Raw genomic sequence first — 22,511 nt, forward strand, 5'->3', positions numbered from 1 at the left:
AATTTCATGAACAAGCAACGCCTCGGATTGGCACCGTCAATGCCGAGTGACGGGCTGCTCTTCGGGGCCGACTACAACCCTGAACAGTGGCCCCGGGAAAGTTGGCCGGAGGACATCAGGCTCATGCAGGAAGCCGGGATCAATCTGGTCACAGTCGGTGTGTTCAGCTGGGCGCAGCTGGAACCGGCAGAGGGCCAATGGAATTTTGCTTGGTTAGATGAGGTGTTGGACTTGTTGCATGCTGGCGGCATCAGGGTCAGCCTGGCAACCCCGACGGCATCACCCCCTCCTTGGCTGGGGAAAAAATATCCTCGGACTCTGCCCACGGATGCCCACGGTCACACACTTTGGTACGGCTCACGCAACCAATTCAACCCCTCATCGACTCAATATCGCGCAGCCGCGGCCCGCATCACTGAGCAACTGGCAGCAAGATACTCTGACCACCCGGCCTTGGCCATGTGGCATGTGGGCAATGAACTGGGCCAGATTAGTTACGACGACGAAACAGCGTGCGCATTTCGCCGCTGGCTCATGGACAGGCACACCTCACTGGAACGCGTCAACGCGGCCTGGGGCACCACGTTCTGGTCCCAGCAATATTCAACATGGGAAGAGATCCTGCCACCACGCAGCGCCCCGTATATTGGCAATCCCAGCCAGGAGTTGGATTTCAAACGCTTTACCTCTGACCAACTGATTTCCTTGTACCGGGCAGAGCGGGACATCATCACACGCCATGACACCGTCCATCCCGTCACCACCAACATGATGGGATTCTTTCCGGGCCTGGACTACTTTAAGTTGGCCAAGGAAACGGACTTCGTGGCCAATGACTGGTACACGGATCCAGGCGATCGGCAGTCGTGGCAGCTAGGTTCGCTGACTCACGATCTGTGCCGCGGCCTCGCCGGAGGGACACCCTGGTTGTTGATGGAGTCTGCCACCTCGGCGGTGAACTGGCGCCCCCACAATGTGGCCAAAGACCCCGGAGCCTTGCGAGTCGACGCACTCTCAGCCGTGGCCCGCGGCGCCGACGGCGTGTGCTTCTTCCAGTTTCGGCAATCGGCTTTCGGCGCCGAAAGGTTCCACTCTGCAGTGGTTCCACTGGCCGGAGCCGAGACCCGGGTGTTCCGCGAAGCTGCCGCGTTGGGAGCCGAAATGGCCCAATTGGGGGCACTGGCCGGCACCACCAGCCAGGCAAAGATCGCGATCTTGTTCGACTGGTCCAGTTGGTGGGCGGCGGAGTCCGCAGCCCGCCCCTCGTCGCGGCTCAAAGTCATGGACCAGCTACTGGCCTACTACCAGCCGTTGCTGCGGCATGGCTTGTCCGTGGAAGTTGTGCATCCTGACTCGGCGTTGAAACGCTTTGACCTAGTGCTGCTGCCCAACCTGTTCATTGTGGGACAGGAACAAGCCACTGCGTTAGAGCACTATGTCGCGGACGGCGGGCACATCCTGGTGGGTCCTTTCAGCGCCGTAGCCGATGAGGAGGCCAAGCTGGCTACGGGCCGCTTCCCCAAGATCCTGTCCAACGTTTTGGGTGTTTCTGGTGAAGAGTGGCTGCCCTTGGCAGAGCCCGTCCCCCTAGTTTTTACCAGTCCTGACGCGGATGCGGGCGTCCCAGACACCCACGCAACCCTGTGGTCTGAGGATCTGGAAGTCCACGGTGCCCACACGCGGACTCTGGCCTGCTTTGCTGGGGGTCGTTTGGCGGGGCAAGCTGCCGTGACGGCAAATCCGTGGGGTGCCGGGGAGGCTTGGTACGTCGGGGCAGATCTTCCCGCCCCAGCCTTGGCATCACTGGTCATCTCCGCCGTTACCGCGGCTGGTATTGAAATTCCGGTGCCGCAGGGGCTGCCCGACGACGTCGAAGCCGTAGAGCGCGCAGGCAAGCTCTTCCTACTCAACCACGGTCCCGCCACCTGCTCCGTGGACATGCCCGGCAACCACGGCACCACCACCAGCATCACCCTTCCCCCGTACGGGGCCACTGTACTTTCACAAAAAACGAATCGAGTATTTTCATGAAATTCACCGACGGCTACTGGATGCACCGCCCAGGAATCACCGCACTCAACCCCCAGGACGTTTCAGATGTTGTCGCCGAAGGCAGCAAGCTTTCGGTGTACGCCCCCACCCAGCCCATCAATGCCCGTGGCGACGCACTCAACTGCCCGCAGCTGACCATCACCTTTGATTCGCCATTGCCGGACGTCATCTCCGTAACCATTGAACATTTTCAAGGCGCCTTGGATCTGGGCCCGCATTTCGAGGTGGCGGAGACCAACCCGGAGGTCAACATAGCGATCGGCGAGACGGAGACGGTGTACGCCTCGGGCGCCTTGAGTGCACGAATCAAGACCGACGGCGCCTGGGGCGTTGACTTCATGGCCGGCGGCCACGTGCTCACCAGTTCCGTACCCCGCAGCATCGGCCTCATCAGCGATGCCGCAGGCAAGAACTTCGTGCACGAACAGCTCACGCTCGGCGTTGGAACCAATGTGTACGGCTTAGGCGAACGGTTCGGCGCCTTCGTCAAGAACGGCCAGTCAGTTGACATCTGGAATGAGGACGGCGGCACCTCCAGCGACCTCGCCTATAAGAATGTGCCCTTTTACCTGACAAATAGCGGTTACGGGATCTTCGTCAACCATCCGGAACAGGTGTCCTTTGAGGTGGGCTCGGAAGTTGTTTCCCGCACACAGTTCAGTGTTGAAGGCCAGAAGCTGCAGTATTTTGTCATTCATGGGGACACCCCGAAGGATATTTTGGCCCGCTACACGGAACTGACGGGACGCCCGTCCCGGATTCCGGCCTGGTCCTACGGGCTGTGGCTCTCCACCTCGTTCACCACCAACTACAACGAAGAAACTGTCATGGGATTCATTGACGGCATGGAGCAGCGCGGCCTGCCGTTGTCAGTTTTCCACTTTGACTGCCACTGGATGCGTGCTTTCCACTGGTCAGATTTCATCTGGGACCCCGCCACGTTCCCGGACCCTGAGGGCATGTTGGCACGTTTGCACGACCGCGGCCTGAAGGTTTGCGTCTGGATCAACCCCTACATCGCCCAACGCTCCTACCTGTTCAAGGAAGGCATGGAGCTGGGGTACCTGGTAAAAAAGGAGGATGGCTCCCTCTGGCAGTGGGACATGTGGCAGGCGGGCATGGCACTGGTGGACTTCACCAACCCGGAAGCCACCCGCTGGTACCAGGACAAGTTGCGCACCCTGCTGGGCCAGGGCGTGGATTCCTTCAAAACAGACTTTGGCGAACGGATTCCCACCAACGTCCGCTGGCACGACGGTTCCAGCCCCGAACGCATGCACAACTACTACGCGCAGCTCTACAACCAGGTGGTCTTTGACCTGCTGACCAAGGAGCTGGGCGCTGGTGAGGCAGTCCTCTTTGCCCGCTCCGCCACTGCCGGCGGGCAAAAGCTGCCCGTCCACTGGGGCGGAGACTGCGAATCGACGTTCGCCGCAATGTCCGAGTCATTGCGTGGCGGATTGTCACTGGCATCCTCGGGTTTTGGGTTTTGGAGCCACGATATCGGCGGCTTCGAGGGAACCCCGGACCCGGATATCTTCAAGCGCTGGATTGCCTTTGGTCTGTTGTCCTCACATTCACGCCTGCACGGTTCCAACTCTTACCGGGTCCCGTGGCTGGTGGACGATGAGTCCAGTGAGGTTCTCAAACACTTCACCGAACTTAAGATGCGCCTGATGCCCTATCTGCTGGCCAGTGCCGAGGAGGCGTATGCCTCAGGGACGCCCATGATGCGCCCCATGTTCCTTGAATTTCCGCAGGACCCGGGCTGTGCTGGCCTGGATCGCCAATACCTGCTGGGCCCGGATTTGCTGGTTGCCCCGGTCATGGACGCCAGCGGTACTGTTCAGTTCTACCTGCCCGAGGGAACCTGGACTCATCTTGAAACCGGTGGGCAGATCAGCGGACCGGGCTGGCACACCAAGACCTTCTCGGTATTCCAAGCCGCCACCTATGTCCGGCAGGGTGCTGTAATCCCGCTGGGAACCGTCTGCGACAGGCCAGAATATGATTGGTCAAGGGAGGTTGAGTTCGTAGCTTTTGCCCCCACCGAGGGCCAACAGTCGATCGTGCGAATTCCCCAGCAGGGCGGCGGCAGCGCCGTCTTTGACGTCACCGTGACGAACGTGAGCAGCAGCGGAAGCCACGTCGCCGCCGTCGAACGCGTCGATAACGCCGGGATCAAATGAGCATCGACCAGAGCATCATTACTGAGCGGATGCTCTCAGCAGCGGAGCACCCGGTCATCCGGGGATTCCATCCCGACCCTTCGATTTGCCGCGTCGGCGACGACTACTACCTGGTCAATTCCTCCTTCGAGTATTCACCGGGCGTGCCGTTGTGGCGCAGCTCCGACCTGGTGAACTGGACGCAGATCGGGAACATCCTGGACCGCGCCGACCAATTTTCGGCCGGAGCCGCAGGGTCCAACGGTGGAATTTACGCCCCCACGATCCGCCATCACGACGGTCGGTTCTGGATGATCACCACCAACGTCTCGGGAGAGCCCGGGCAACTTTTGGTCTCCGCAACCAACCCGCAGGGGCCATGGTCCGCCGCTGTCATCATCCCCGGATTGAACGGCATAGATCCAGATCTGGCCTGGGGCGATGACGGCACCTGCTACGTGACCTTCTGTTCCAATGATCCCGAAACCTCAGGCATCGCCCAGGTGCGGGTCGACCTCGAGCACGGGATTGCGTTGGAGGCTCCGCGGCGCCTGTGGCAGGGCACCGGCTTGGCATATCCGGAGGGGCCGCACCTGTTCCGGAGGGGCGAATGGTGGTACCTGCTGATCTCCGAGGGCGGGACTGAACGGGGGCATGCCATCACCATGGCTCGCTCGCGTTCACCGCAGGGCCCCTTCGAATCGGCGCCCAACAACCCGCTGTTCTCCCGCCGCAGCACCACATTCCCCACCCAGAATACGGGGCACGCGGATTTCATCGAGTGCGCCGACGGATCATGGGCCATGGTCTACCTCGGTGTCCGCCCGCGCGGCGGCACTCCGCTGTTCCACGTCAATGGACGCGAGACCTTCGTGGCCAAAATAGAGTGGGATCGCAGTGGCTGGCCCACCATTGTGCCCGATGGATTCGCTGTGCCTGCCCCGCACGGCTTTACCGATGATTTCACCGGCCCCGGGCTTGCCCCGCGCTGGATCTCACCTGGTGCCGGGTTCTCGGACTTTCTCAGCTTCCATCCCGAGGGCGGGGTTGCACTTCGAGCAGCGGCAGCCATTAACGAAGCACCGGCCCTGCTTTCCGTGCGGGCTCAGGACGAACGGTGGCGATTCACGGCCGTGTTGGAGCTGCCGACGGCGGCCGGCCTGCGAGTGCGCATGGACGAGAGGCACTGGTACGAGATCCGGGTTGTGGACGGTGTTGCCCAGGTGCAGGCGCAGATCGGCCCGGTGCACAACGTCGTCGTGGACCAGCAGCAGCTTTCCGGATCGAGTGTGGAGTTGATGGTTGAGGCAGCGGATCCAACCTCAAACGGACCGGACGACCTCAGTTTCTCCGTTGCCGATGCCACCGGAACACGTGAGCTCGGCCGCTTGGACGGGCGTTACCTCTCTACCGAGGTGGCCGGCGGCTTTACTGGCCGCACCATCGGGGTACATGCCCTCGACGGTGTGGCGCGGCTGCTCCGGGTCAGCTACGAACCGTTGGAGTAAGGCGCGTCTAAAAAGTCCGCCGGGCCCAGCGCCGTCCAGTCCTTTTCACTGACATGCACGACGGCGCTGCGTCCGCCCCAGCGCAGCGTCACCGCCCCTGCGGTCTGCTGTGTGCGGGCGCGCAGCCGGGCTGAGCGCAAAGCCGGCGTTCCAGTGGGTGAATGCCAGGCCAGGTCCAGTTCGAGTCCGGGGCGCACCACCAGCCCGCGGGCAGTTCCGTCCGGCCACACCGTCGGCATGGCCGGAAGTAGATCAATACTGCCGCCATGGCTTTGGACCAGGCACTCAAGAACTGCTGCCACAAAGCCAAAGTTGCCGTCGATCTGGAAGGGCGGGTGGGCGGCGAACATGTTCGGGTACAGGCCACCAGCATGGGGGTTGTGCTGCTCGCCAGCGGTCCTGAACATCAAAACCAAGAGTCGCTCGACAGCTTCGGTGTCCCTGAGCCGGGCGCGCAGGGCCAGCTTCCAGGCCAGCGACCACCCGGTGGAATCATCGCCCCGGGCGTCGAGGGTCCGCGCCACGGCATGGGCCAGCGTGGGGGTCAGCTCGGTCTCGCCGGGGTAGGCAAAGTACAGGTGCGAGACGTGCCTGTGGGTTGGTTCCGGCTGACCGAAGGGCTGGGCCCATTCCTGGACGGTGCCGTCCACCGCCAACACAATGGCGGGCAGGCGCTCCAAGGCATCCCGGATGTCAGCTACGAGGGGCTCCCCCGCCGGTGCCAACTCGAGTGCCGCCCGGAAGAGCCTGCCGATGATGGTGATGTCCGCCGTCGAGCTGTGGCTTGCGCCCGCCATGACGCCGTCCGCTGTCAGGAAGTGGTTTTCCGGGGAGGTGGACGGGGATGTGCCCAGCGTGCCATCCAGCTGCGGGACCAGCCAGCCTAGGGCGAATTCGCTGGCACCCTTGATGACCGGCCAGGCCCGTTCGGCAGCGAATTCGCTGCCGCCGCCGTGGCGGACGTGTTCCCACAGATGCGTTGCCAGCCAGGCACCGCCCATGGGCCAGAAAGACCATGCGGCGTCGCCAGCAACAGGTGAGGTGAAGGCCCAGGCGTCACTGTTGTGGTGGGCCACCCAGCCGTCGAGCCCGTAGACGGTGCGTGCCGTGTGCCGTCCTGCAACAGACAAGGCGTCCAAGAGGTCAAAGAGCGGTTCATGGCATGGTGCGAGGTTTGCCCCCTCGGCCGCCCAATAGTTCATCTGGGTGTTGATGTTGATGGTGTAGTTGGAGCTCCATGGCGGCTGCATGGATTCGTTCCAGATCCCTTGCAGATTGCCGGCAAGGGTGCCCGGGCGGGAACTGCTGATCAGCAGGTATCTGCCGTAGTTAAAAAGCAGGGCGGCGAGCGCCGGGTCGGAGGGGCTCTGGCGCAGGCGCAGGTTCAGTGGGTGTTCCGGATCTCCGGTGGGCTGGCCGAGATCCAGCTCCGCTCTGTCATAGAGTTCGCTGTGCGCGCCAATATGGGCGTCCAAAAGCTCATTGGAGGCACGTGCCGAGGCTGATTGGACACGCGCCGTTGCCAGCTTCAGGGGCGCGGCCTGATCGGTGTTCAGTGCCTGCGCCGATCCCACGAAGGTAGTTCCGGTGGAAAGGACGATGCGCAAACGGGAGACGCCGGCGGCAGCCAACACTCCGCCGTCGTGCGTGCCGTAATCCTGGTCAAGGTCCGTGCCGTCATGCTGCCAGTGCGCCACGACGGCGCCGCGCAACGATTCCCGGCCGGGCTGGTCGTATTGCACACCGGTGGGCGGGTTGGCGTGGGAGGGAGCCACGTCCGTGGGCAGCCGAAGCTGCAGGCCCAGGGATCCGGGCTGCACCGTTGATTTTTCCACCCGCAGGGGGCTGGACAGCGCGGCGCTAACCCTGGGCAGGCGGCCGCCGGCGACCCGAAGCTCCAGCACCAGCACCTGGTGAGCGGCCGAGACATACACCTGCTCGGTGATGGTTCGACCGGCCACGGTGTAGCTGTGTTCATGCACTGCGCTGCGCAAATCCAGGGCGCGGCGGTAGTGCAGCGGCGTTTCAAGGCTCGCCGGGTCGCCGAAATCCAGGTCCAGCAGCAGCTCGGCAAAGGGCAGGTAGCTTTGCGTGTGGGCCGTGGTCAGCGTGGCCAATTCCAGCTCCGCGGCGGCGTGCTCCCCGGCGTCGAGGGCTTCCCGGGCCCGGGCAACAACGCCCGGCCCATCAACCAGCGTGGGCCCGTTCGCGGCTTCGCTGCCGGGAGACCCAGACCAGGCAGTGGCGTCATTGAGCTGGATCCGGGCCTGCCGGGTGCCGCCGTAACACATGGCCCCGAGCTGCCCGTTGCCCAACGGTAGGGCTTGGGTAAATTCCTGTGCTGGCGTATCGAACCACAGGGTGTGGGCGTCCGATGTTCTACTGGCCGAGGTCAGATCCGTCAGCAGTTCACCGGCCGGGCAGGGTTGTGTCATGGTTGCTCTCTGGCGAGGGGATTGGCGAACGTGACAGGGCCGCGTTCACAGTCCATGCTTCCAGAAACGCCAGCCCCTCAGTATTTTGTGACGCGCAAAAGCGGCTGGATTCTCAATCAACTTTCACGCCGTAGTGGAGATGGACGACGCCGTTGCCGAACCTGCGCTGTTCCAGCAGTTCCAGCGAGGTACTGGCACCGTCGGGCAGTGCCCGCTTGCCGCCGCCCACCATGACCGGCGACATCAGCAAGTGAATCTCATCCACCAATCCAGCCTTGAGTGCCTGTCCGGCCAGTTCGGCGCCGCCCACGGAGAGATCCGTTGTGGCTTCCGCTTTCAACCTGCGGATGGAATCCGGGTCAAAGGTGGGCTCTATTCGCGTGTTTGCTGCGCCGGGTTCGCTCAAGGTTGTTGAGTAGATGATCTTCTGGGCCTGATGCCAAATGGCGGCGTAGTCCTCCATTTCCTTGGGCAGGCCGTCCTGTCCGTAGAAGGTGTCCCACACCTTCATGACGTCGTAGAGGCGCCTGCCCAGCAGGTATGTGCCAATGGGGCGCTCAAGGTCATTGACGAAGGCGTGAACCTCCGCGTCGGGCGTGCTCCAGTCAAAATTGCCGGCAGTATCTGCAATGTAGCCGTCCAGTGACGTGATGGCGGCGTAGATGAGCTTGCCCACGGATATAGCCTCCTACGAGTCGTTGAGCTGTCCTTTCCCAGTATTCGCTCCCCCTCTTGGTGAGGGAAGCTATTTGCCCATTTTCTTCAGCAGCCATTTCACAATTTGGTCCGTCTGGCTGCCAAAGGGGTTTTCATCAACAACATAGGTCCAAGTGGTGGAGCCCCTGCGGATGCCCGCAGCCTCCAGGTCTACACTGCCGTCCACTATCTCCAGCGCCCCCACCGTGGCCAGGGCAGTGTCATTAACGGCGTCGAAGAAACCCTCGAAGGCCCTGATGGTCTCGCGCCGGAATTCATCCAAGGGGTTTTGCCGCCCCAGTGCCCGCAGGTGGATGGCCGCGCGCTGTTCCGAAAGCAGCGCCAAGTGATCGCTCCAGGCCGCGTCTAGCTCAAAGAGCATGATGGCCTTGCAGATTTTGGCCGTCTCTTCCCCGCCCAAGGCGATGCGAAGATCGAGCAACCGAGCGGTGCCTTCGCCCGTGGCCTCACCGTCAAGACGGTCTTCAAGGGATTCCAGAAGCTCCAGGGCTGCGGCGTCATCGGCCAGGATCCTGTCGCGCTCGGACAGGACCACCTTGCGCTGGTAGGCAATCAACTCGTTATATTTCCAGGAGTTTTCCTGTGTGGTGAAGCGTTCCTGCTCGGCCAGGCGCTGGGCCCTGTCCAGGAGTCGAGACACGCCCTCCCTGGTGACCAATCCGGCGTCGTCAGCGTCCTGGGACACGGAATCACTGAGTTCCAAGCCGTGCGCCTCCTGCCCGTTGGCGGCAGGGTCCTCCATGCTGGAGAAGACCACACTGGCGCCGGGATCGCCCTGCCGCCCGGCCCGGCCGCGAAGCTGGGCGTCGAGGCGGGGCGAATAAAAGCGGCCCACGATGATGACCAGCAGCCCGCCCAAGGCAACCACATCTCCGTGATCTTGCTCGTTTGCGCCGGTTCCGCCCAACAGAATGTCGGTGCCGCGCCCCGCCATCTGCGTGGACACCGTGACCATGGCCTTGCGCCCGGCCTGGGCAATGATCTGCGCCTCCACACTGTCATTGCGGGCGTTGAGGATCTGGGCGTCAACCCCGCGCCCTGCCAAGTTGGCCGCGAACCGCTCCGAGGTGGCAACGTCATGGGTGCCGATGAGGACTGGTTGGCCGGCGGCATGGGCCATTGTTGCGGCCTCGATGACAGCGGCATCGCGCTGGGCCGCCGTGGCGTAGATCTGTTCCGGACGGTCATCGCGAATGCATGGCTTGTGGGACCGAATGCGGCCCGCATCCAACTCGTAGTTGTTGCGCAGGTACTCCGAAACCGCCACGGCCGTGCCGCTCATTCCGGTGACACTGGCAAAACTCTTGATCAAATCCCGCACCAGCAGTTGATCGAGGACCTCGCCCTGTTCGGTTTTGTGCAAGCCTTCCTTTGTCTCCACGGCCGCCTGCAGACCGTCCGGCCAGCGCTGCAGATGCGCCACCCGTCCGCGCGAATCGGAAACAATTTCCGCCTTGCCGTCACGCACAATGTAATCAACGTCGCGCTGCAACAGCACCTGAGCATGCAGCGCCACGTTGATGGATGAAAACAGCGGGGTTCCTGCCGCTGAATAAAGCTCGACGTCGGGCCACCGGCCCTCAACGCGGTGCAGGCCGGCATCGGTCAGGGAAACATTGCGTTTGTCTGCTTCAACCGTGTAATCAACCTCGGGCCGCAGGGCACTGACAAAGCTGGCCACGTCAACGCTTTCCAGTTCCGCCCTGGCCGGTCCGGCCAGAACCAGCGGAACTGTGGCTTCATCGACCAACACGGAATCGATCTCATCAACAATGCAGACATCGAACGGTTGCAGGATTGATTGTTCTCGCTCCGTGCACGTCCGTTCCCTCAGCACGTCGAAACCGAGCTCGTTGACGGAGACATAAACAATGCTTGCCCGGTAGGCCGTTTTGCGGGCGGCTGGCTCCATTGCTGATGTCACAGCTTGGGCAGCAACGCCCAAAAGGCCAAAGAACGGACCCATCCACGCGGCATCGCGCCGGGCCAGATAGTCGTTGACAGTGAGGACATGGGCGCGGTTCCCCCGCACTGCGTGGGCACCGGCTACCAGGGCTCCGACGAGGGTTTTTCCTTCGCCGGTATCCATCTCCACAACAGTTCCACGCAGCATGTTGGCGGCCGCCAGCAGTTGCGTGTCGAAGAGGGTCATACCCAGCGACTCCTGTACCAACACGCGGGCGCAGAACAAGTAGCCTTCCAGCTCCGGGTCGCTCCATTGGGTGGCCTTCTCAGGCGAGGAATCCCGCAAGGTGGCAAGGACTTCGTGCGCCTCTGTGAGGCTGTTCGAGACTGTTTTCCCCTGCGAAGCGGGCTCGTGGGCCCTGTTCACGACCCGGGCCACAAGCTGCTCCAGCCCCGCCGTGTCCACCACTCCCGGGGTGTTGAGCAGCCAGTTCTTGAACCTGCTGCCGAGCTGGGGCCGGCTCTTGGCCGCCTGCGGCTTCCCAGATGCTTCCTTTTTCATACGCATTGCCATTTCAACCCATGGTTGTTAGTGATCTTGCTTCTTACTGCCAGCCACTGTGCGAGCTATGGTTCACGTCACAATTCGAACAATAGTGGCCTCATTCCGCACATTCCATAGTTCGGCACTATTTATCAGCTACCGTAAGCATAGATTAGCGCCCAGCGGCGTTCCCCCTCAAAATGTTATCGATAACTTCGGGCGATTCGTCCCACCGGAAAGGCCCTATGCGCATCATCGACAAGATCATGAACTTAGTGGCTTTGCTGTGGCGGGAAGCCCTAAAATTCGGCGCCGTGGGCGGGCTGGGCTGGATCATAGACAACGGAATTTACACGATTCTGTGGCACGGGCCCATGTCTGAGGGCACCATCAAGGCCCGCGTGATTTCCACCATTGTTGCCACCTTGTTCGCCTGGTTTGCCAATCGCTACTGGACGTTTCGCCACCGCCGTTCGGAACGGGTGTGGAAAGAGTTCGCCTTGTTCCTGGTCATGAATGGACTGGGCCTTGGCATCGTGCTGGCCTGCCAAGTCATTTCCCGTTATGTTCTGGGCTTCACCTCCTTCAGCGCCGACTTCATTGCCGGCGGTGTGATCGGCCTAATCCTGGGCACCATCTTCAGGTTCCTGGCATACCGGTACTTCGTTTTTACCGAAGAGCTCAGCGATCTGCCCGTCGCAGCGCGGGGCGCAGTCTCCGCCGGCCCTGCGTCCACGCAGGCGGCAACCACCAGCGCCCGGGCACTGATCAGCGCCGGATCAGGCAACTAGGCGCCCGCCGCAGGCTCAGCGGCTCCGCGCAATAACGGCGTCGAGCTCGGCAACACTCACGCCATGGGCCAGCAGGAACGCACGAACATTCATGCCGCCCACAAATTCCTGCACAGCCTGGCCGCGACCGTGCACCACCTCTGCCAGCTCAGCCTGGTCCAAATGCCGTTCATAGGGATGTTTAACGGGCGCCACCAAATGCCATTCGTTAATGCCGCGCGCCGCCAGCTCGTCCTCCCGCGCCACCCGTTGCGCCTGCCCCAGCAAGGCCAGCAGCATGGTGGCGATCAACCCGGTCCTGTCCCGCCCGGCCGAACAATGAATCACCACAGCACCCTGCGCCGCCGCCAGCTCCTTGAAGACGGCCGCCACCTGGTGCGGAAAGAGGCGCAGAATGTCTGCGTAGAGCCGGGGATGGTTCATGTATGGATGGAAAAGCTCTTGATACGCTGGATCCGCCGGGTCCTCAGTCGGTGAATGCACGACGGCGAACTTCGCCATGGCCACCCCGCTCACCTCCGGGTCGCTTGGCCTGCGCTGGCGCTCCCCGGGGTTCCGAAGATCGATGACCGTGCGGATGCCGTCGTTGTAAAGCTGTTCCCACCCATGCTCGGTGAGCCATTCGCTGCGGCCCATCCGGAAGATGTCACCCGTGAGGCGACGTGCATTGACGGCACCTTCCCACTGCGGCGTACTCAACGTTTCTTGGACAAGCGGTGGTCAAGGCCGCTGCGGACCTGGGGCCACTCGGCAGCCAGAATGGAGAACACCACGGTGTCGCGCAGGGAACCGTCGGGCATGCGGCGATGGGCCCGCAAAACGCCGTCCTGCTTGGCACCCAGCCGGGTAATGGCCTCGCGGGACTGAAAATTCATCCAGTGCGTATTGAATTCAACCGCCACACAGCCAAGCGTTTCAAAGGCATGGGCCAGCAGAAGCCGTTTGCTGTCCGGATTGGTTCCTGAGCCTTGGCTGCTGGCCGCGTTCCAGGTGTAACCGATTTCCAGGCGCGGCAGTTCTGCATTGATATTGCAATACGTGGTCATGCCAATGATTTTTCCGGCTTCCCCCGTGACAGGGTCGTTGAGCCGGGTGGTGAATGGAACCATTGAGCCGATTTCTTGCGCGGCTAACCGCCGTTCAATCTCGTCCTTCATGGCCTCCGGCCGCGGAACCGAGGTGTACCAAAGGTTCCAGAGCTCGCCGTCAGATGCGGCAGCCACCAGGCCGTCATGGTGACTCATACTTAGCGGCTCGAGGGTGACGTATTTTCCGCGCAGGGTCACGGGTGCAATTGCAGTCATGGAAAGACCCTAGCGGACTGTCCTGCGGCACCTGAAAGTGCGTCCAATCGCGTCATGCTCTCCGGTCAATAGTTGACGCATCAATTAATAACTGGGATGATTTTATTGAAGCTTCAATAAATTGACGCTCGGCGCTTCTTTCTGAAGGCCTTTCCATGACCGACACGAAACGTTGAGATTCCCATGCATAACCTTGCACTGAACACCGCTGCCCGTACCGTCCTGCGTATTGTGGTGGGCTTCCTGTTCGCCGCCCACGGCTGGCAGAAGTACAACGAATTCACCATCGCCGGCACCCAGGGCGCTTTTGCCCAGATGGGCGTCCCCGCCGCAGATGTAGTCGCTCCCATCATTGCCACCTTGGAATTGGTCGGCGGCATCGCCTTGATTTTGGGCCTCGCCACCCGGCCCGTCGCAGCCCTGTTGACACTGAACATGCTCGGCGCCATCGTCTTGGTCCACGCCTCCGCAGGCGTCTTCGTTGAGGCTGGCGGCTTTGAACTGGTGCTCCTGCTCGGCGCCTCAGCCCTCGCCTTGGCCCTGGTTGGCCCCGGCAAGTTCTCCTTGGACAACGTCCTCTTTGGCCGCAGCAACTCCAAACTGCGCATCCTGGCTTAAATACTGCTGGACGACCACCGCAAGCACGGGCAGACTCGTCTCATGGCGTATTCATTGCAAATAGTTGTTGACTGCCACGATCCGCACGTGCTTGCCGACTGGTGGGCCGAGACCATGGGTTGGCAGGTGGAACCGTCGGATCCGGACTTCATCCGCTCCATGGTGGAAAAGGGATTCGCCACGGCGGAGCAAACCCTCACCCACAAGGGATCACTGGTCTGGGCGATCGGGGCCGCCATCACCGCTGGAGCGGATGCTGGCCCTGATCAACCCAGGATCCTGTTCCAAAGCAGCCACGAGAACAAGGTGGGCAAGAACCGTGTCCATTGGGATGTGCGGCTGGGCGGCGAGGATAGGGCCACCGTCAGATCCCGTCTGGAAGCCCGGGGTGCCACGTTCCTCTGGGCAGCTGGTCAGGGACCGCACTCCTGGTTCACCATGGCTGATCCAGAAGGCAACGAATTCTGCATCAGCTAGGACTCGCCCGGCGGCAATGGCCGCCGCCCAGCATCAACACACCGCCTGCCAGCTAAGATCGTTAGGGTGAGCAGCGCGCAGAATCTTCCAGATCAGGTATCCGACATTTTCGACCCCACCCGCTGGCGCGTGGTTGAGGGCTTTGACTTCACCGACATGACATACCACCGCCAGGTGGAACGCAGCGAAGACGGCACCATCACCAGGGACCTGCCCACTGTGCGCATCGCCTTCAACCGCCCCGAAGTACGCAATGCATTCCGCCCGGGTACCGTTGATGAGCTGTACCGTGCCATGGACCACGCCCGCATGACCCCGGATGTGGCCACCGTGCTACTGACCGGCAACGGCCCCTCCCCCAAGGACGGCGGGCATTCCTTCTGCTCCGGCGGTGACCAGCGCATCCGCGGCCGCGACGGCTACAAGTATGCAGACGGCGAAACCAAGGAAACCATTGACCCCGCCCGCGCCGGCCGCCTCCACATCCTGGAAGTCCAGCGACTCATGCGCACCATGCCCAAGGTAGTCATTGCCGTGGTCAACGGCTGGGCTGCCGGTGGCGGACACTCCCTGCACGTGGTCTCAGACTTGACCATCGCCTCCCGCGAGCACGGCAAGTTCAAGCAGACCGACGCCACGGTGGGATCCTTCGACGCCGGCTATGGCTCGGCCCTGCTGGCCCGCCAGATCGGCCAGAAATCAGCCCGCGAAATCTTCTTCCTGGCCCGCGAATACTCCGCCGATGACATGGTCCGCATGGGTGCCGTCAACGAGGCCGTGGACCACGCCCGCTTGGAAGAAGTAGCGCTGGAATACGCCGCCGACATTGCCCGCCAGTCCCCACAGGCCATCCGCATGCTCAAATTTGCCTTCAACCTGGCCGATGACGGCCTGGCCGGCCAGCAGGTCTTCGCCGGCGAAGCCACCCGCCTGGCCTACATGACGGACGAGGCAGTGGAGGGCAAGGAAGCGTTCCTGGAAAAGCGCGACCCCGACTGGTCCTCCTTCCCGTACTACTTCTAATCCCCCTATATATAGGTACTCATGAACATTGAACCCCTGCTCAAGGCACTCTCGGAAGCTCTCGCCGGCGAAAGTCCCGCAGTCCAAATCGCCCCCGACGGCAGCTTCATCCTCATCCCGCAAAACGAGCTGGGACTGCCAGCTGGGAGCGAAACGGAGATTGCCGCCGTCGTGCTGACCTCAGGGAGCACCGGCACACCCAAGCGCACGCTGCTGAGCGTTGACGCGCTGGCGGCGTCGTCGGTGGGCACGGCGCTGGCGCTGCGCGGTGAGGGCCAGTGGCTGCTGGCACTGCCCACGAACTATGTGGCGGGCCTGCAGGTTTTGGTGCGCAGCTTGTTCGCCGGGACCCGCCCGTGGGCCATGGACCTGAGCGGCGGATTCACCCCCGAGGCGTTCACCGAGGCGGCGCTGGAGCTCACCGACAAGATGCGCTTCACCTCGCTGGTGCCCACCCAGCTCAGCCGCCTGCTGAACAATCCGAGCGCCGAGACGCTCACGGTGCTGCGCCGTTTCAACGCGATCCTGCTGGGCGGCGGCCCCATCAACCCCGTGCTGCTCGAGGCCGCGCGCGGTGCCGGCCTGAACGTGGTCACCACCTACGGAATGAGCGAAACGTGCGGCGGCTGCGTGTACGACGGCGTCCCGCTCGACGGCGTGCAGCTCACCATCCGCGATGGCTTGGTGGTGCTGGGCGGAGACGTGGTTGCCTCCGGCTATCTGGACAACGCCTCCCTCACCGCGGCATCCTTCTTCGAGGAAGAGCACGACGGCGAACTGGTGCGTTGGTATTCCACCGGGGACTTGGGCGAACTGGACGCTGAGGGACGGTTGCGCGTACTGGGCCGCGTGGATGATGTGATCATCAGCGGCGGCCTGAAGGTTTCTGCAAGCACAGTCACTGACGGGCTGCACAAGGTGCAAGGTGTTCGGGAAGCATTTGTGGCCCCTATTCCTTCGGCGGAATGGGGCCAGGCAGTGGCGGCCATGGTGGTTGGCTCGTGCTCGTTGGCTGAGTTGTTGGACGGGGCAGCGGCAGTCATGGAATCCCATGTGGTCCCCAAGACTGTGGTGTTTGTCTCCGAGCTGCCGCTGCTGGCCACGGGAAAGCCCGACAGAACGGCGATTCTGGCCGCACTTGCGGACGCTGCGCTGGCGCCGAATGCGGAAAATGGGACAACTGCCCGAGCATAATTGCCGCCCACGCGGCAGAATTAGCTAGGCAGGCCCGCCGTCCGGGTCCGCCCAACGATTTTTTCACTTTTCTTTAAGCATCTAAGGAGTAACGCCGTGGCCACTGTGGGGCAATGGATAGCTGGGGCTCGATTGCGGACTCTTCCCATGGCAATAGCTCCCGTAATCATCGGTACAGCCGCAGCCTTCGACATGGGCGCCCTGCACTGGGGGCGGGCTGTGTTGGCAGCCTTGGTGGCGTTGTTGCTGCAAATTGGCGTGAACTACGCCAATGACTACTCCGATGGCATTCGTGGCACCGATGAAGTCCGGGTTGGCCCGCTGCGTCTGGTGGGCAGTGGCGTGGCGAAGCCCGCCCACGTAAAAATGGCGGCCTTCGGTGCCCTGGGCTTGGCCATGCTGGCCGGGCTGGCACTGGTGGTCATGTCCCAAGCCTGGTGGCTGCTGCTGGTGGGCGCCGGCGCGGTTCTGGCCGCGTGGGGCTACACGGGCGGCAAAAACCCCTATGGATACATGGGTTTGGGCGACATCTTCGTGTTTGTCTTCTTCGGGCCGGTGGCCACCTTGGGCACCACCTTCACCCAGGCCGGGGCGGTGAGCACGGCGGCAGTGTTGGGTTCCATCTCAACGGGGCTGATCGCCGTCGCACTTCTCATGGCCAACAACGTCCGAGACATCCCCACGGACACGGAAGTTGGCAAGCGCACTCTCGCGGTGCGGCTGGGCGACAGGAATGCCCGGCTCAGCTATGTGGCGATGCTGGCACTTTCAGTGGTCCTGATGCTGTTCCTGGCTCCGGCGAAGCCGTGGATTTTGCTGGTCCTGCTGCTGATCCCGTTCATGCTGATGCCCAGCTGGCTCATGCTCAAGGGCAAGAAGCGCAAGAGCCTCATCCCGGTGCTGCAACAGACGGGGTTGATCAACCTTGGCTTCAGCGTACTTTTCGCTGCGGCCATGGTGCTCAGCGCACTCTAAAGCGTTAGGCCTGTTCGGGTTCGCGGCTTGACTTGCGGTCGGCGTCCACCCAGATGTCGGGGTTCTCATCAACCAGCGCGTCCTCGGCGTCGGCATCTGCCATGGCACCGGATGACTGGGTGGTGGTGGCGTTGGGGGCAAACCTGTCGGCGATGACAGAAGTGGCGCCGTCGCGCTGCTTGCGCAGGAAGAGGAAGCTGACAACAAAAGCGCAGAGGGCGGCAAGAAGCGCCGATGTCATGTCGCTCAGATGCAGCACCAGGTAGGCGATCAGGAAGAACGCCAGGAACAGGACTGCACGGATTAGGGTGTATTTGAAGAAAGCCACCGGCCAAGTTTAGCCGGTGATTCTGGGTGTCCCCCCGGAACTTTTCTACAGCACGTTCCCTTGTGCCGCGGGCTGGTTCTCAACGCTAGAATGAAATATGCGTTATCTCCCAGTCATCTTCGGTGTTGTCCTCTTTATCTACGGGCTCATTGACTGCATCCGTAGTGAACCCGCCCATGTGCGGAGCATTCCCAAGACTGCCTGGATAGTTGTCATTGTGCTCCTGAACGTCATCGGCGTGGGCTTGTGGTTCTGGTTGGGCCGGCCCCGCTACGCTTCCGGTGCCGTGCAGCGGGTGGGCGGCCCATCCGCAGGAAACCGCGGCCCCCACTCAGCCGGCAACGCCGGCCGTTCCACAGCCCCCGACGACGACCCGGAATTCCTGCGCAACCTGGCTCTGAACCGGGCGCAAAAGCTCGAAGCCGAAAAACTGCGCAAGCTCAAGGCCGAGGCGGATGCACGCGAGGCAAAGCTCCAGGAAGAGCACCCGAACGACGAAACCAAAAAGTAGCTTTCTTTACAACTAGCCCGCAGAAAACGGCGAAAAATGGGCGATTCCACCCATTTTTCGCCGTTTTCTGCGGGCTAGTTCTGTTCGTCTCTGCCTATTCGTGGTTCTGTCTAGTGGCAATGGTGACGTCGTTTGTCTTCATGGTGGCGCAAGGGCGCCGTGGTGCTCATCTCGGCGGAGATCTGACACGCTACTTGGCGGGGTCGGCACACCGCCCAGTTCCGTCATAACTCTGGCGCAAGTTCGCAACCTCATGACCTCTAAGTAGTATTTTCATGGGCTGCCATAGTCATGCCCTGCCGCACCTGACACAGTGCCCAACCAATAGGAACAAAACCCATACATTTTCCAACGCTTGAAGGAACCCGATGACAGCCACGCGCACAGGCAAGCCCGTCGCTCTCTGGGTAGCTGTTCTGCTAGTCGTAGTGATGGCTGGCCTCTATGTTGCTAGTCTCTTGGGGTTCAACCTGTTCAAGACCAACCAGAGCGAAACGACACTGCTGAAGTCGATCCAGGACACCAGCAAATACGTTTCCGCGGTCGGCAACTTTGAGGTGGTGGTCAAAGATAAAGACGCCAACCCACTGATGCCCAACATCCTCTCGGGGCGGCAGACGTTGTTTGCCGGGGCGGGCACTGTCAACGCCTACGTCAATTTTTCCGGTTTTAGCGAGAATGACTTGACCTATTCAGATGATGGCAAAACTGTGGTGGTTCGGCTGCCAGAAGCGAAACTCGACAAGCCCAACCTCGACCAGTCACGATCTGGGGTGGTCTCTCAGGACCTTGGCGTGCTCGACTTAATCAACGATGCATTGTCAGTTCCCGACCAGGCCAAGTTCTACAAAATGGCTGAAGAAAAAATTGCCGCAGCTGCGGAAAAGTCGGAACTGAAGAAGCGGGCCACCGAGAACACCAAGACCATGCTGACGGGCATGTTCAGCTCGGTGAAAATCCAGGCCACCTTCAAGTAGCTTGCCGCTTTCAGAAGTAGCCCGCAGTAGTGGCTGAAAAACACCGCAAAAACGCGTTTTTCAGGGCCCACGCCCGCGAGGGGCCCCGGTCGAGGGACGAGACCGGGGAGTGGGTGGGGACTACTGCGGGCTAGTTGTTTTCCTGGGCGCCAACCAAAAAGTGCCTAGTTTTTGCCGTGATTGCCCTTGCCGGAGTCCTTCGGGAAAATCTGCACTACTGACGGGCGGGGTGCACGCACCTGGCCACGCTTCGGCGTAGTTCCCTCGGCAACGAAGTCGGGGAAAAATGAGGTGTGCGCCGCATAGGTCCCGTCCTCGCCCGGGTGCTGCACGGCCACGTAGACCATGGATTCGTCGTCGTGAATGATGGGACCACAGGTCTCTGCATTGCGCGGCATGGAGGCAAACTGCTCAACGTTGCCGCGGTTACGCCCTTCCAGACCCACCTTGAACAGACCATCGTTGTAGCCAATAGTCGACGGCGCACCATCAGTTGAGATCCACAGGTTGCCCTGGGTGTCGAACGCCAGGTTGTCCGGGCAGGAGATGGGGCTAACCTTCGACGCCGGGAAGCCGCTGAAGTAGGTTTCCGTGTTCTTGGCCGGGTCACCGCAAAGCATGAGCAGGTTCCAGTTGAATGTGGTGGCCGTGGCGTCATTGCGGCGCTCGGTAATCTCCACGACGTGCCCGTCACGGTTTTCCGTGCGGGGATTCGCCTCGTCGGCAACAGCGCCGCTGCCCACGCCGCGCTTGGTGTTGTTGGTGCAGGCCACGTACACCTTGCCGGTTTTCAGGTTCGGCTCCACGTCCTCGCAACGGTCCATCTTCGTGGCGCCTGCCTTGTCCGCGGCCAGGCGCGTGTAGACCAGAACTTCCTGGATACTCATGCCGGAGATGGCGCTCTTGCCGTTGACCACCAGGGGCAGCCAGACGCCGGATCCGTCGAACGCACCGTCCGCGGGGACCGTGCCGGAGCCGTCGATCTCGGCCGCCGAATTGCCCGCGAACTGGGCAACGTAGAGATCGCCCTCGCTCAACAGGGTCATGTTGTGTGCCTTGTCATTCTTCTTGTACTTGTCCTTGGAGACGAACTTGTACAGGTAGTCGAAGCGCTCGTCATCACCCGAGTAGGCCACCACCTTGCCGTTGTCGGCGATGATGACATTAGCGCCCTCATGCTTGAAGCGGCCCAGGCTGGTGTGCTTTTTCGGGACAGAGTTGGGGTCTTCCGGATCGATCTCCACAATGTAGCCGAAGCGGTTGGGCTCGTTGCGGTAGTCCGCGCCGCGGGCATCAAAGCGCGGATCGTCCAACTCCCAGCCCATGCCCGTGGCGGCGTTACCCAAGCCATAGCGTCGGTCCTCGGCGGAGGTTCCATTGGTTCGGAAGAAGCCGTTGAAGTTTTCCTCGCCGGAGAGAATGGTGCCCCAGGGGGTGGTGCCGCCGGCGCAGTTACCCAGGGTGCCCAACACGAAGCGGCCCTCGCGATCCGCTGCTGTCTTCACGAAGTCGGAGCCTGCCAGCGGGCCGGTCAACTCAAAGTTGGTGTCCATGGTGATGCGGCGATTCAGCTGGCCACCGCGTACGTAGCCCCAGGGCTGTCCCTTTTTGTCTCGCTCCAGCTCCACCACGCTCATGCCCACGGCGTTGCGGAAGATATTGCGGCGCTGGGCCTTCTCGGCATCGTTGGCAGGGGCTGCGGGGAACATGATCTGCGGGTTGACGTACTCATGGTTGCAGACCAGCAACCCCTTCTTGCCGTTGGGCTGGCGCAGGATCTCCGTGTAGTCGTTGTTGTAACCAAATTGGCCGGCCTGTGCCGCGGGGGTTTGGTTCGCGAAGTCGAAGTCGGGTGCGTCCTTGAAGATCGGATCGCCCCAACGGATGATGGGCTGCCAGCTGTATCCTTTGGGGACATCGAAGGTGTCCACGGCCGCATCCACAGCCTTGATCGGCTCGAAGGCGAGTTTGCTGCCCTGACCCTTGCTCCCGCCGTCGTACTGGCCACCCTTGCCGTCATTGCCGCTGACCATGACTGCGGCGCTGAGCACGCCAGCTAAGCCAATGCCCATCGCCGAGCGGCGCGAGAACTCTGTGGAGACGATGTCACGGAAGTAGCTGTTGGTGGAGGTGTTGCAGACGGCTTTGGAGCAGGCGCTGTCGCATTTGAGCATGCAGGTGACGGCGCTGCGCTTGCCGCGGGTGTGGCCGAGCATGGGCAAAAGTTTCTTCAGATCGTTCATGGCGAGCCTTCCTAGCGTGGGTGCAATGCACCCACAGTGGCAGGGCCGGACGACGCGTCGGAGGGGAATGGTTGAACTGCGGGTTAATGGGAAGCGAACCGTGGGATGGGGCGGCCACCCATCAGTGACGTGGCGGGCCCACTTCCAGCGCCTGGCGAAGCAGAGCTTGGGCACTCCAACGCATGGACTCGACGGCTTCCTCACGGGACAGCCCGCCAATGTCCGTAAGCCAGACCAGGGATTCAATGCCGGTGGCGCTGCGGATGGCCAGGACCAGGCGGTGAATTTGCGCGTCGGACATCTTGCCGCGCAAAGGTTCCAACGCTTCAGCGATCCACGGAATGGCCCTGCCTTGTCGCAGCGGAAGGTTACCGCCCGTCATGGGTTCCAGCGACAACCGGAGCATTGTTCGTTGCTGATTCTCAGTCTCAACGATCATCGCCGTGAACCTGACCACGACGGCGTCGAGCCGTTCCGTGGGATCGTTGCTCGGGTTGTCAGGCAGCATGGAATGCAGGGCGGTTTCCGGGTGGGCGGCTGCCAGCAGCTCGCGCTGTCCCGGGAAGTAGCGGTACGCCGTGCTTCTGGCCACCCCGGATGCTAGCGCAGCCTCGTCCACAGTGGGCGTCTTGCCCGCTGCAACCATCTCCCGGGCCGCGTCGACCAATGTGTTGAGGGTGCGGCGCTTCTGGCCGCTGCGGCCACGTTCCACATAAGGGGTTGACATGAAGCTTATGATAC

Annotated in this window: 19 protein-coding genes; 11 read left to right on the forward strand and 8 right to left on the reverse strand. The window is 62.0% G+C overall.

Annotation, left to right across the window (positions count from 1 at the left end; all coding sequences use genetic code 11):
* Positions 1-6: 6 nt before the first annotated feature.
* The 3 genes from CVS28_RS16175 to CVS28_RS16185 are packed head-to-tail and all read left to right on the forward strand — an operon-like array spanning position 7 to position 5,728.
* Positions 7-2,031 carry a beta-galactosidase gene (locus CVS28_RS16175; RefSeq protein ID WP_165788182.1) on the forward strand — a complete coding sequence of 675 codons (2,025 nt, stop codon included), beginning with the start codon at positions 7-9 and terminating at the stop codon, positions 2,029-2,031.
* Entirely contained in the window at positions 2,028-4,241 is a 2,214-nt protein-coding gene (gene yicI / locus CVS28_RS16180) for an alpha-xylosidase (protein WP_103482160.1), read from the forward strand. Before CVS28_RS16175 ends, yicI begins: the two co-directional genes overlap by 4 nt.
* On the forward strand, positions 4,238-5,728 hold the full coding sequence (locus CVS28_RS16185) for a glycoside hydrolase family 43 protein (RefSeq protein WP_207797241.1): 1,491 nt from the start codon (positions 4,238-4,240) through the stop codon (positions 5,726-5,728). Before yicI ends, CVS28_RS16185 begins: the two co-directional genes overlap by 4 nt.
* Here CVS28_RS16185 and CVS28_RS16190 read toward each other — a convergent pair.
* The 3 genes from CVS28_RS16190 to secA2 all read right to left on the reverse strand — a co-directional run bounded on the left by CVS28_RS16190 (position 5,710) and on the right by secA2 (position 11,347).
* Positions 5,710-8,163, reverse strand: a complete 2,454-nt coding sequence (locus CVS28_RS16190) for a glycoside hydrolase family 95 protein (RefSeq protein WP_103482161.1) — start codon at positions 8,161-8,163, stop codon at positions 5,710-5,712. The two genes, CVS28_RS16185 and CVS28_RS16190, sit on opposite strands and share 19 nt — an antisense overlap.
* A 112-nt stretch (positions 8,164-8,275) precedes the next feature.
* Positions 8,276-8,839 carry a dihydrofolate reductase family protein gene (locus tag CVS28_RS16195; protein WP_103465037.1) on the reverse strand — a complete coding sequence of 188 codons (564 nt, stop codon included), beginning with the start codon at positions 8,837-8,839 and terminating at the stop codon, positions 8,276-8,278.
* 69 nt (positions 8,840-8,908) lie between these two features.
* Positions 8,909-11,347 (reverse strand): accessory Sec system translocase SecA2, encoded by a 2,439-nt coding sequence (gene secA2, locus CVS28_RS16200; protein ID WP_165788183.1) that lies wholly within the window; start codon positions 11,345-11,347, stop codon positions 8,909-8,911.
* Positions 11,348-11,595: 248 nt separating this feature from the next.
* On the opposite strand from secA2, the gene CVS28_RS16205 reads away from it, so the two are divergent.
* Positions 11,596-12,120 (forward strand): GtrA family protein, encoded by a 525-nt coding sequence (locus CVS28_RS16205; RefSeq protein WP_165788271.1) that lies wholly within the window; start codon positions 11,596-11,598, stop codon positions 12,118-12,120.
* 15 nt (positions 12,121-12,135) lie between these two features.
* Here CVS28_RS16205 and CVS28_RS16210 read toward each other — a convergent pair whose 3' ends face one another.
* Both CVS28_RS16210 and CVS28_RS16215 read right to left on the reverse strand, forming a co-directional pair.
* Positions 12,136-12,819, reverse strand: a complete 684-nt coding sequence (locus tag CVS28_RS16210; RefSeq protein ID WP_243399934.1) for a tyrosine-protein phosphatase — start codon at positions 12,817-12,819, stop codon at positions 12,136-12,138.
* On the reverse strand, positions 12,816-13,424 hold the full coding sequence (locus tag CVS28_RS16215) for a GNAT family N-acetyltransferase (protein WP_103482163.1): 609 nt from the start codon (positions 13,422-13,424) through the stop codon (positions 12,816-12,818). Before CVS28_RS16215 ends, CVS28_RS16210 begins: the two co-directional genes overlap by 4 nt.
* Positions 13,425-13,607: 183 nt before the next feature.
* Between CVS28_RS16215 and CVS28_RS16220 the strand changes: the two genes are divergently transcribed.
* The 5 genes from CVS28_RS16220 (at position 13,608) to CVS28_RS16240 (ending at position 17,711) form a co-directional block, all read left to right on the forward strand.
* Positions 13,608-14,042, forward strand: a complete 435-nt coding sequence (locus tag CVS28_RS16220; protein ID WP_103482164.1) for a DoxX family protein — start codon at positions 13,608-13,610, stop codon at positions 14,040-14,042.
* A 42-nt stretch (positions 14,043-14,084) separates the two neighbouring features.
* Positions 14,085-14,519 (forward strand): VOC family protein, encoded by a 435-nt coding sequence (locus CVS28_RS16225; RefSeq protein WP_103482165.1) that lies wholly within the window; start codon positions 14,085-14,087, stop codon positions 14,517-14,519.
* 66 nt (positions 14,520-14,585) lie between these two features.
* Positions 14,586-15,542 carry a 1,4-dihydroxy-2-naphthoyl-CoA synthase gene (locus CVS28_RS16230; protein ID WP_103465043.1) on the forward strand — a complete coding sequence of 319 codons (957 nt, stop codon included), beginning with the start codon at positions 14,586-14,588 and terminating at the stop codon, positions 15,540-15,542.
* A gap of 21 nt (positions 15,543-15,563) precedes the next feature.
* Complete coding sequence (locus CVS28_RS16235) at positions 15,564-16,736, forward strand: AMP-binding protein (protein WP_103482166.1); 1,173 nt, start codon at positions 15,564-15,566, stop codon at positions 16,734-16,736.
* A gap of 96 nt (positions 16,737-16,832) precedes the next feature.
* Positions 16,833-17,711, forward strand: coding sequence for a 1,4-dihydroxy-2-naphthoate polyprenyltransferase (locus CVS28_RS16240; protein ID WP_103465045.1), 879 nt, complete (start codon positions 16,833-16,835; stop codon positions 17,709-17,711).
* 4 nt (positions 17,712-17,715) lie between these two features.
* On the opposite strand, the gene CVS28_RS16245 is transcribed toward CVS28_RS16240, so the two are convergent.
* Entirely contained in the window at positions 17,716-18,039 is a 324-nt protein-coding gene (locus CVS28_RS16245) for a DUF4229 domain-containing protein (RefSeq protein ID WP_103465046.1), read from the reverse strand.
* 97 nt (positions 18,040-18,136) lie between these two features.
* On the opposite strand from CVS28_RS16245, the gene CVS28_RS16250 reads away from it, so the two are divergent.
* Entirely contained in the window at positions 18,137-18,550 is a 414-nt protein-coding gene (locus tag CVS28_RS16250; RefSeq protein ID WP_103465047.1) for a PLD nuclease N-terminal domain-containing protein, read from the forward strand.
* A gap of 368 nt (positions 18,551-18,918) precedes the next feature.
* Positions 18,919-19,527, forward strand: coding sequence for a DUF4230 domain-containing protein (locus tag CVS28_RS16255; protein WP_103482167.1), 609 nt, complete (start codon positions 18,919-18,921; stop codon positions 19,525-19,527).
* 164 nt (positions 19,528-19,691) lie between these two features.
* Here the strand turns inward: CVS28_RS16255 and CVS28_RS16260 are convergent, their stop codons facing one another.
* Positions 19,692-21,770, reverse strand: a complete 2,079-nt coding sequence (locus CVS28_RS16260) for a PhoX family protein (protein WP_103482168.1) — start codon at positions 21,768-21,770, stop codon at positions 19,692-19,694.
* Between the two features lie 121 nt (positions 21,771-21,891).
* Positions 21,892-22,497, reverse strand: coding sequence for a TetR/AcrR family transcriptional regulator (locus CVS28_RS16265; protein WP_165788185.1), 606 nt, complete (start codon positions 22,495-22,497; stop codon positions 21,892-21,894).
* Between the last annotated feature and the right edge of the window lie 14 nt (positions 22,498-22,511).

Source organism: Arthrobacter glacialis (assembly GCF_002909415.1).
GTDB lineage: Bacteria > Actinomycetota > Actinomycetes > Actinomycetales > Micrococcaceae > Specibacter > Specibacter glacialis.

Coding starts and splice junctions, on each gene's coding strand:
- CVS28_RS16175 (WP_165788182.1), top strand. CDS start 7: ATGAACAAGCAACGCCTCGGATTGGCACCGTCAATGCCGAGTGACGGG.
- yicI (WP_103482160.1), top strand. CDS start 2,028: ATGAAATTCACCGACGGCTACTGGATGCACCGCCCAGGAATCACCGCA.
- CVS28_RS16185 (WP_207797241.1), top strand. CDS start 4,238: ATGAGCATCGACCAGAGCATCATTACTGAGCGGATGCTCTCAGCAGCG.
- CVS28_RS16190 (WP_103482161.1), bottom strand. CDS start 8,163: ATGACACAACCCTGCCCGGCCGGTGAACTGCTGACGGATCTGACCTCG.
- secA2 (WP_165788183.1), bottom strand. CDS start 11,347: ATGAAAAAGGAAGCATCTGGGAAGCCGCAGGCGGCCAAGAGCCGGCCC.
- CVS28_RS16205 (WP_165788271.1), top strand. CDS start 11,596: ATGAACTTAGTGGCTTTGCTGTGGCGGGAAGCCCTAAAATTCGGCGCC.
- CVS28_RS16215 (WP_103482163.1), bottom strand. CDS start 13,424: ATGACTGCAATTGCACCCGTGACCCTGCGCGGAAAATACGTCACCCTC.
- CVS28_RS16220 (WP_103482164.1), top strand. CDS start 13,608: ATGCATAACCTTGCACTGAACACCGCTGCCCGTACCGTCCTGCGTATT.
- CVS28_RS16225 (WP_103482165.1), top strand. CDS start 14,085: ATGGCGTATTCATTGCAAATAGTTGTTGACTGCCACGATCCGCACGTG.
- CVS28_RS16235 (WP_103482166.1), top strand. CDS start 15,564: ATGAACATTGAACCCCTGCTCAAGGCACTCTCGGAAGCTCTCGCCGGC.
- CVS28_RS16250 (WP_103465047.1), top strand. CDS start 18,137: ATGCGTTATCTCCCAGTCATCTTCGGTGTTGTCCTCTTTATCTACGGG.
- CVS28_RS16255 (WP_103482167.1), top strand. CDS start 18,919: ATGACAGCCACGCGCACAGGCAAGCCCGTCGCTCTCTGGGTAGCTGTT.
- CVS28_RS16260 (WP_103482168.1), bottom strand. CDS start 21,770: ATGAACGATCTGAAGAAACTTTTGCCCATGCTCGGCCACACCCGCGGC.
- CVS28_RS16265 (WP_165788185.1), bottom strand. CDS start 22,497: ATGTCAACCCCTTATGTGGAACGTGGCCGCAGCGGCCAGAAGCGCCGC.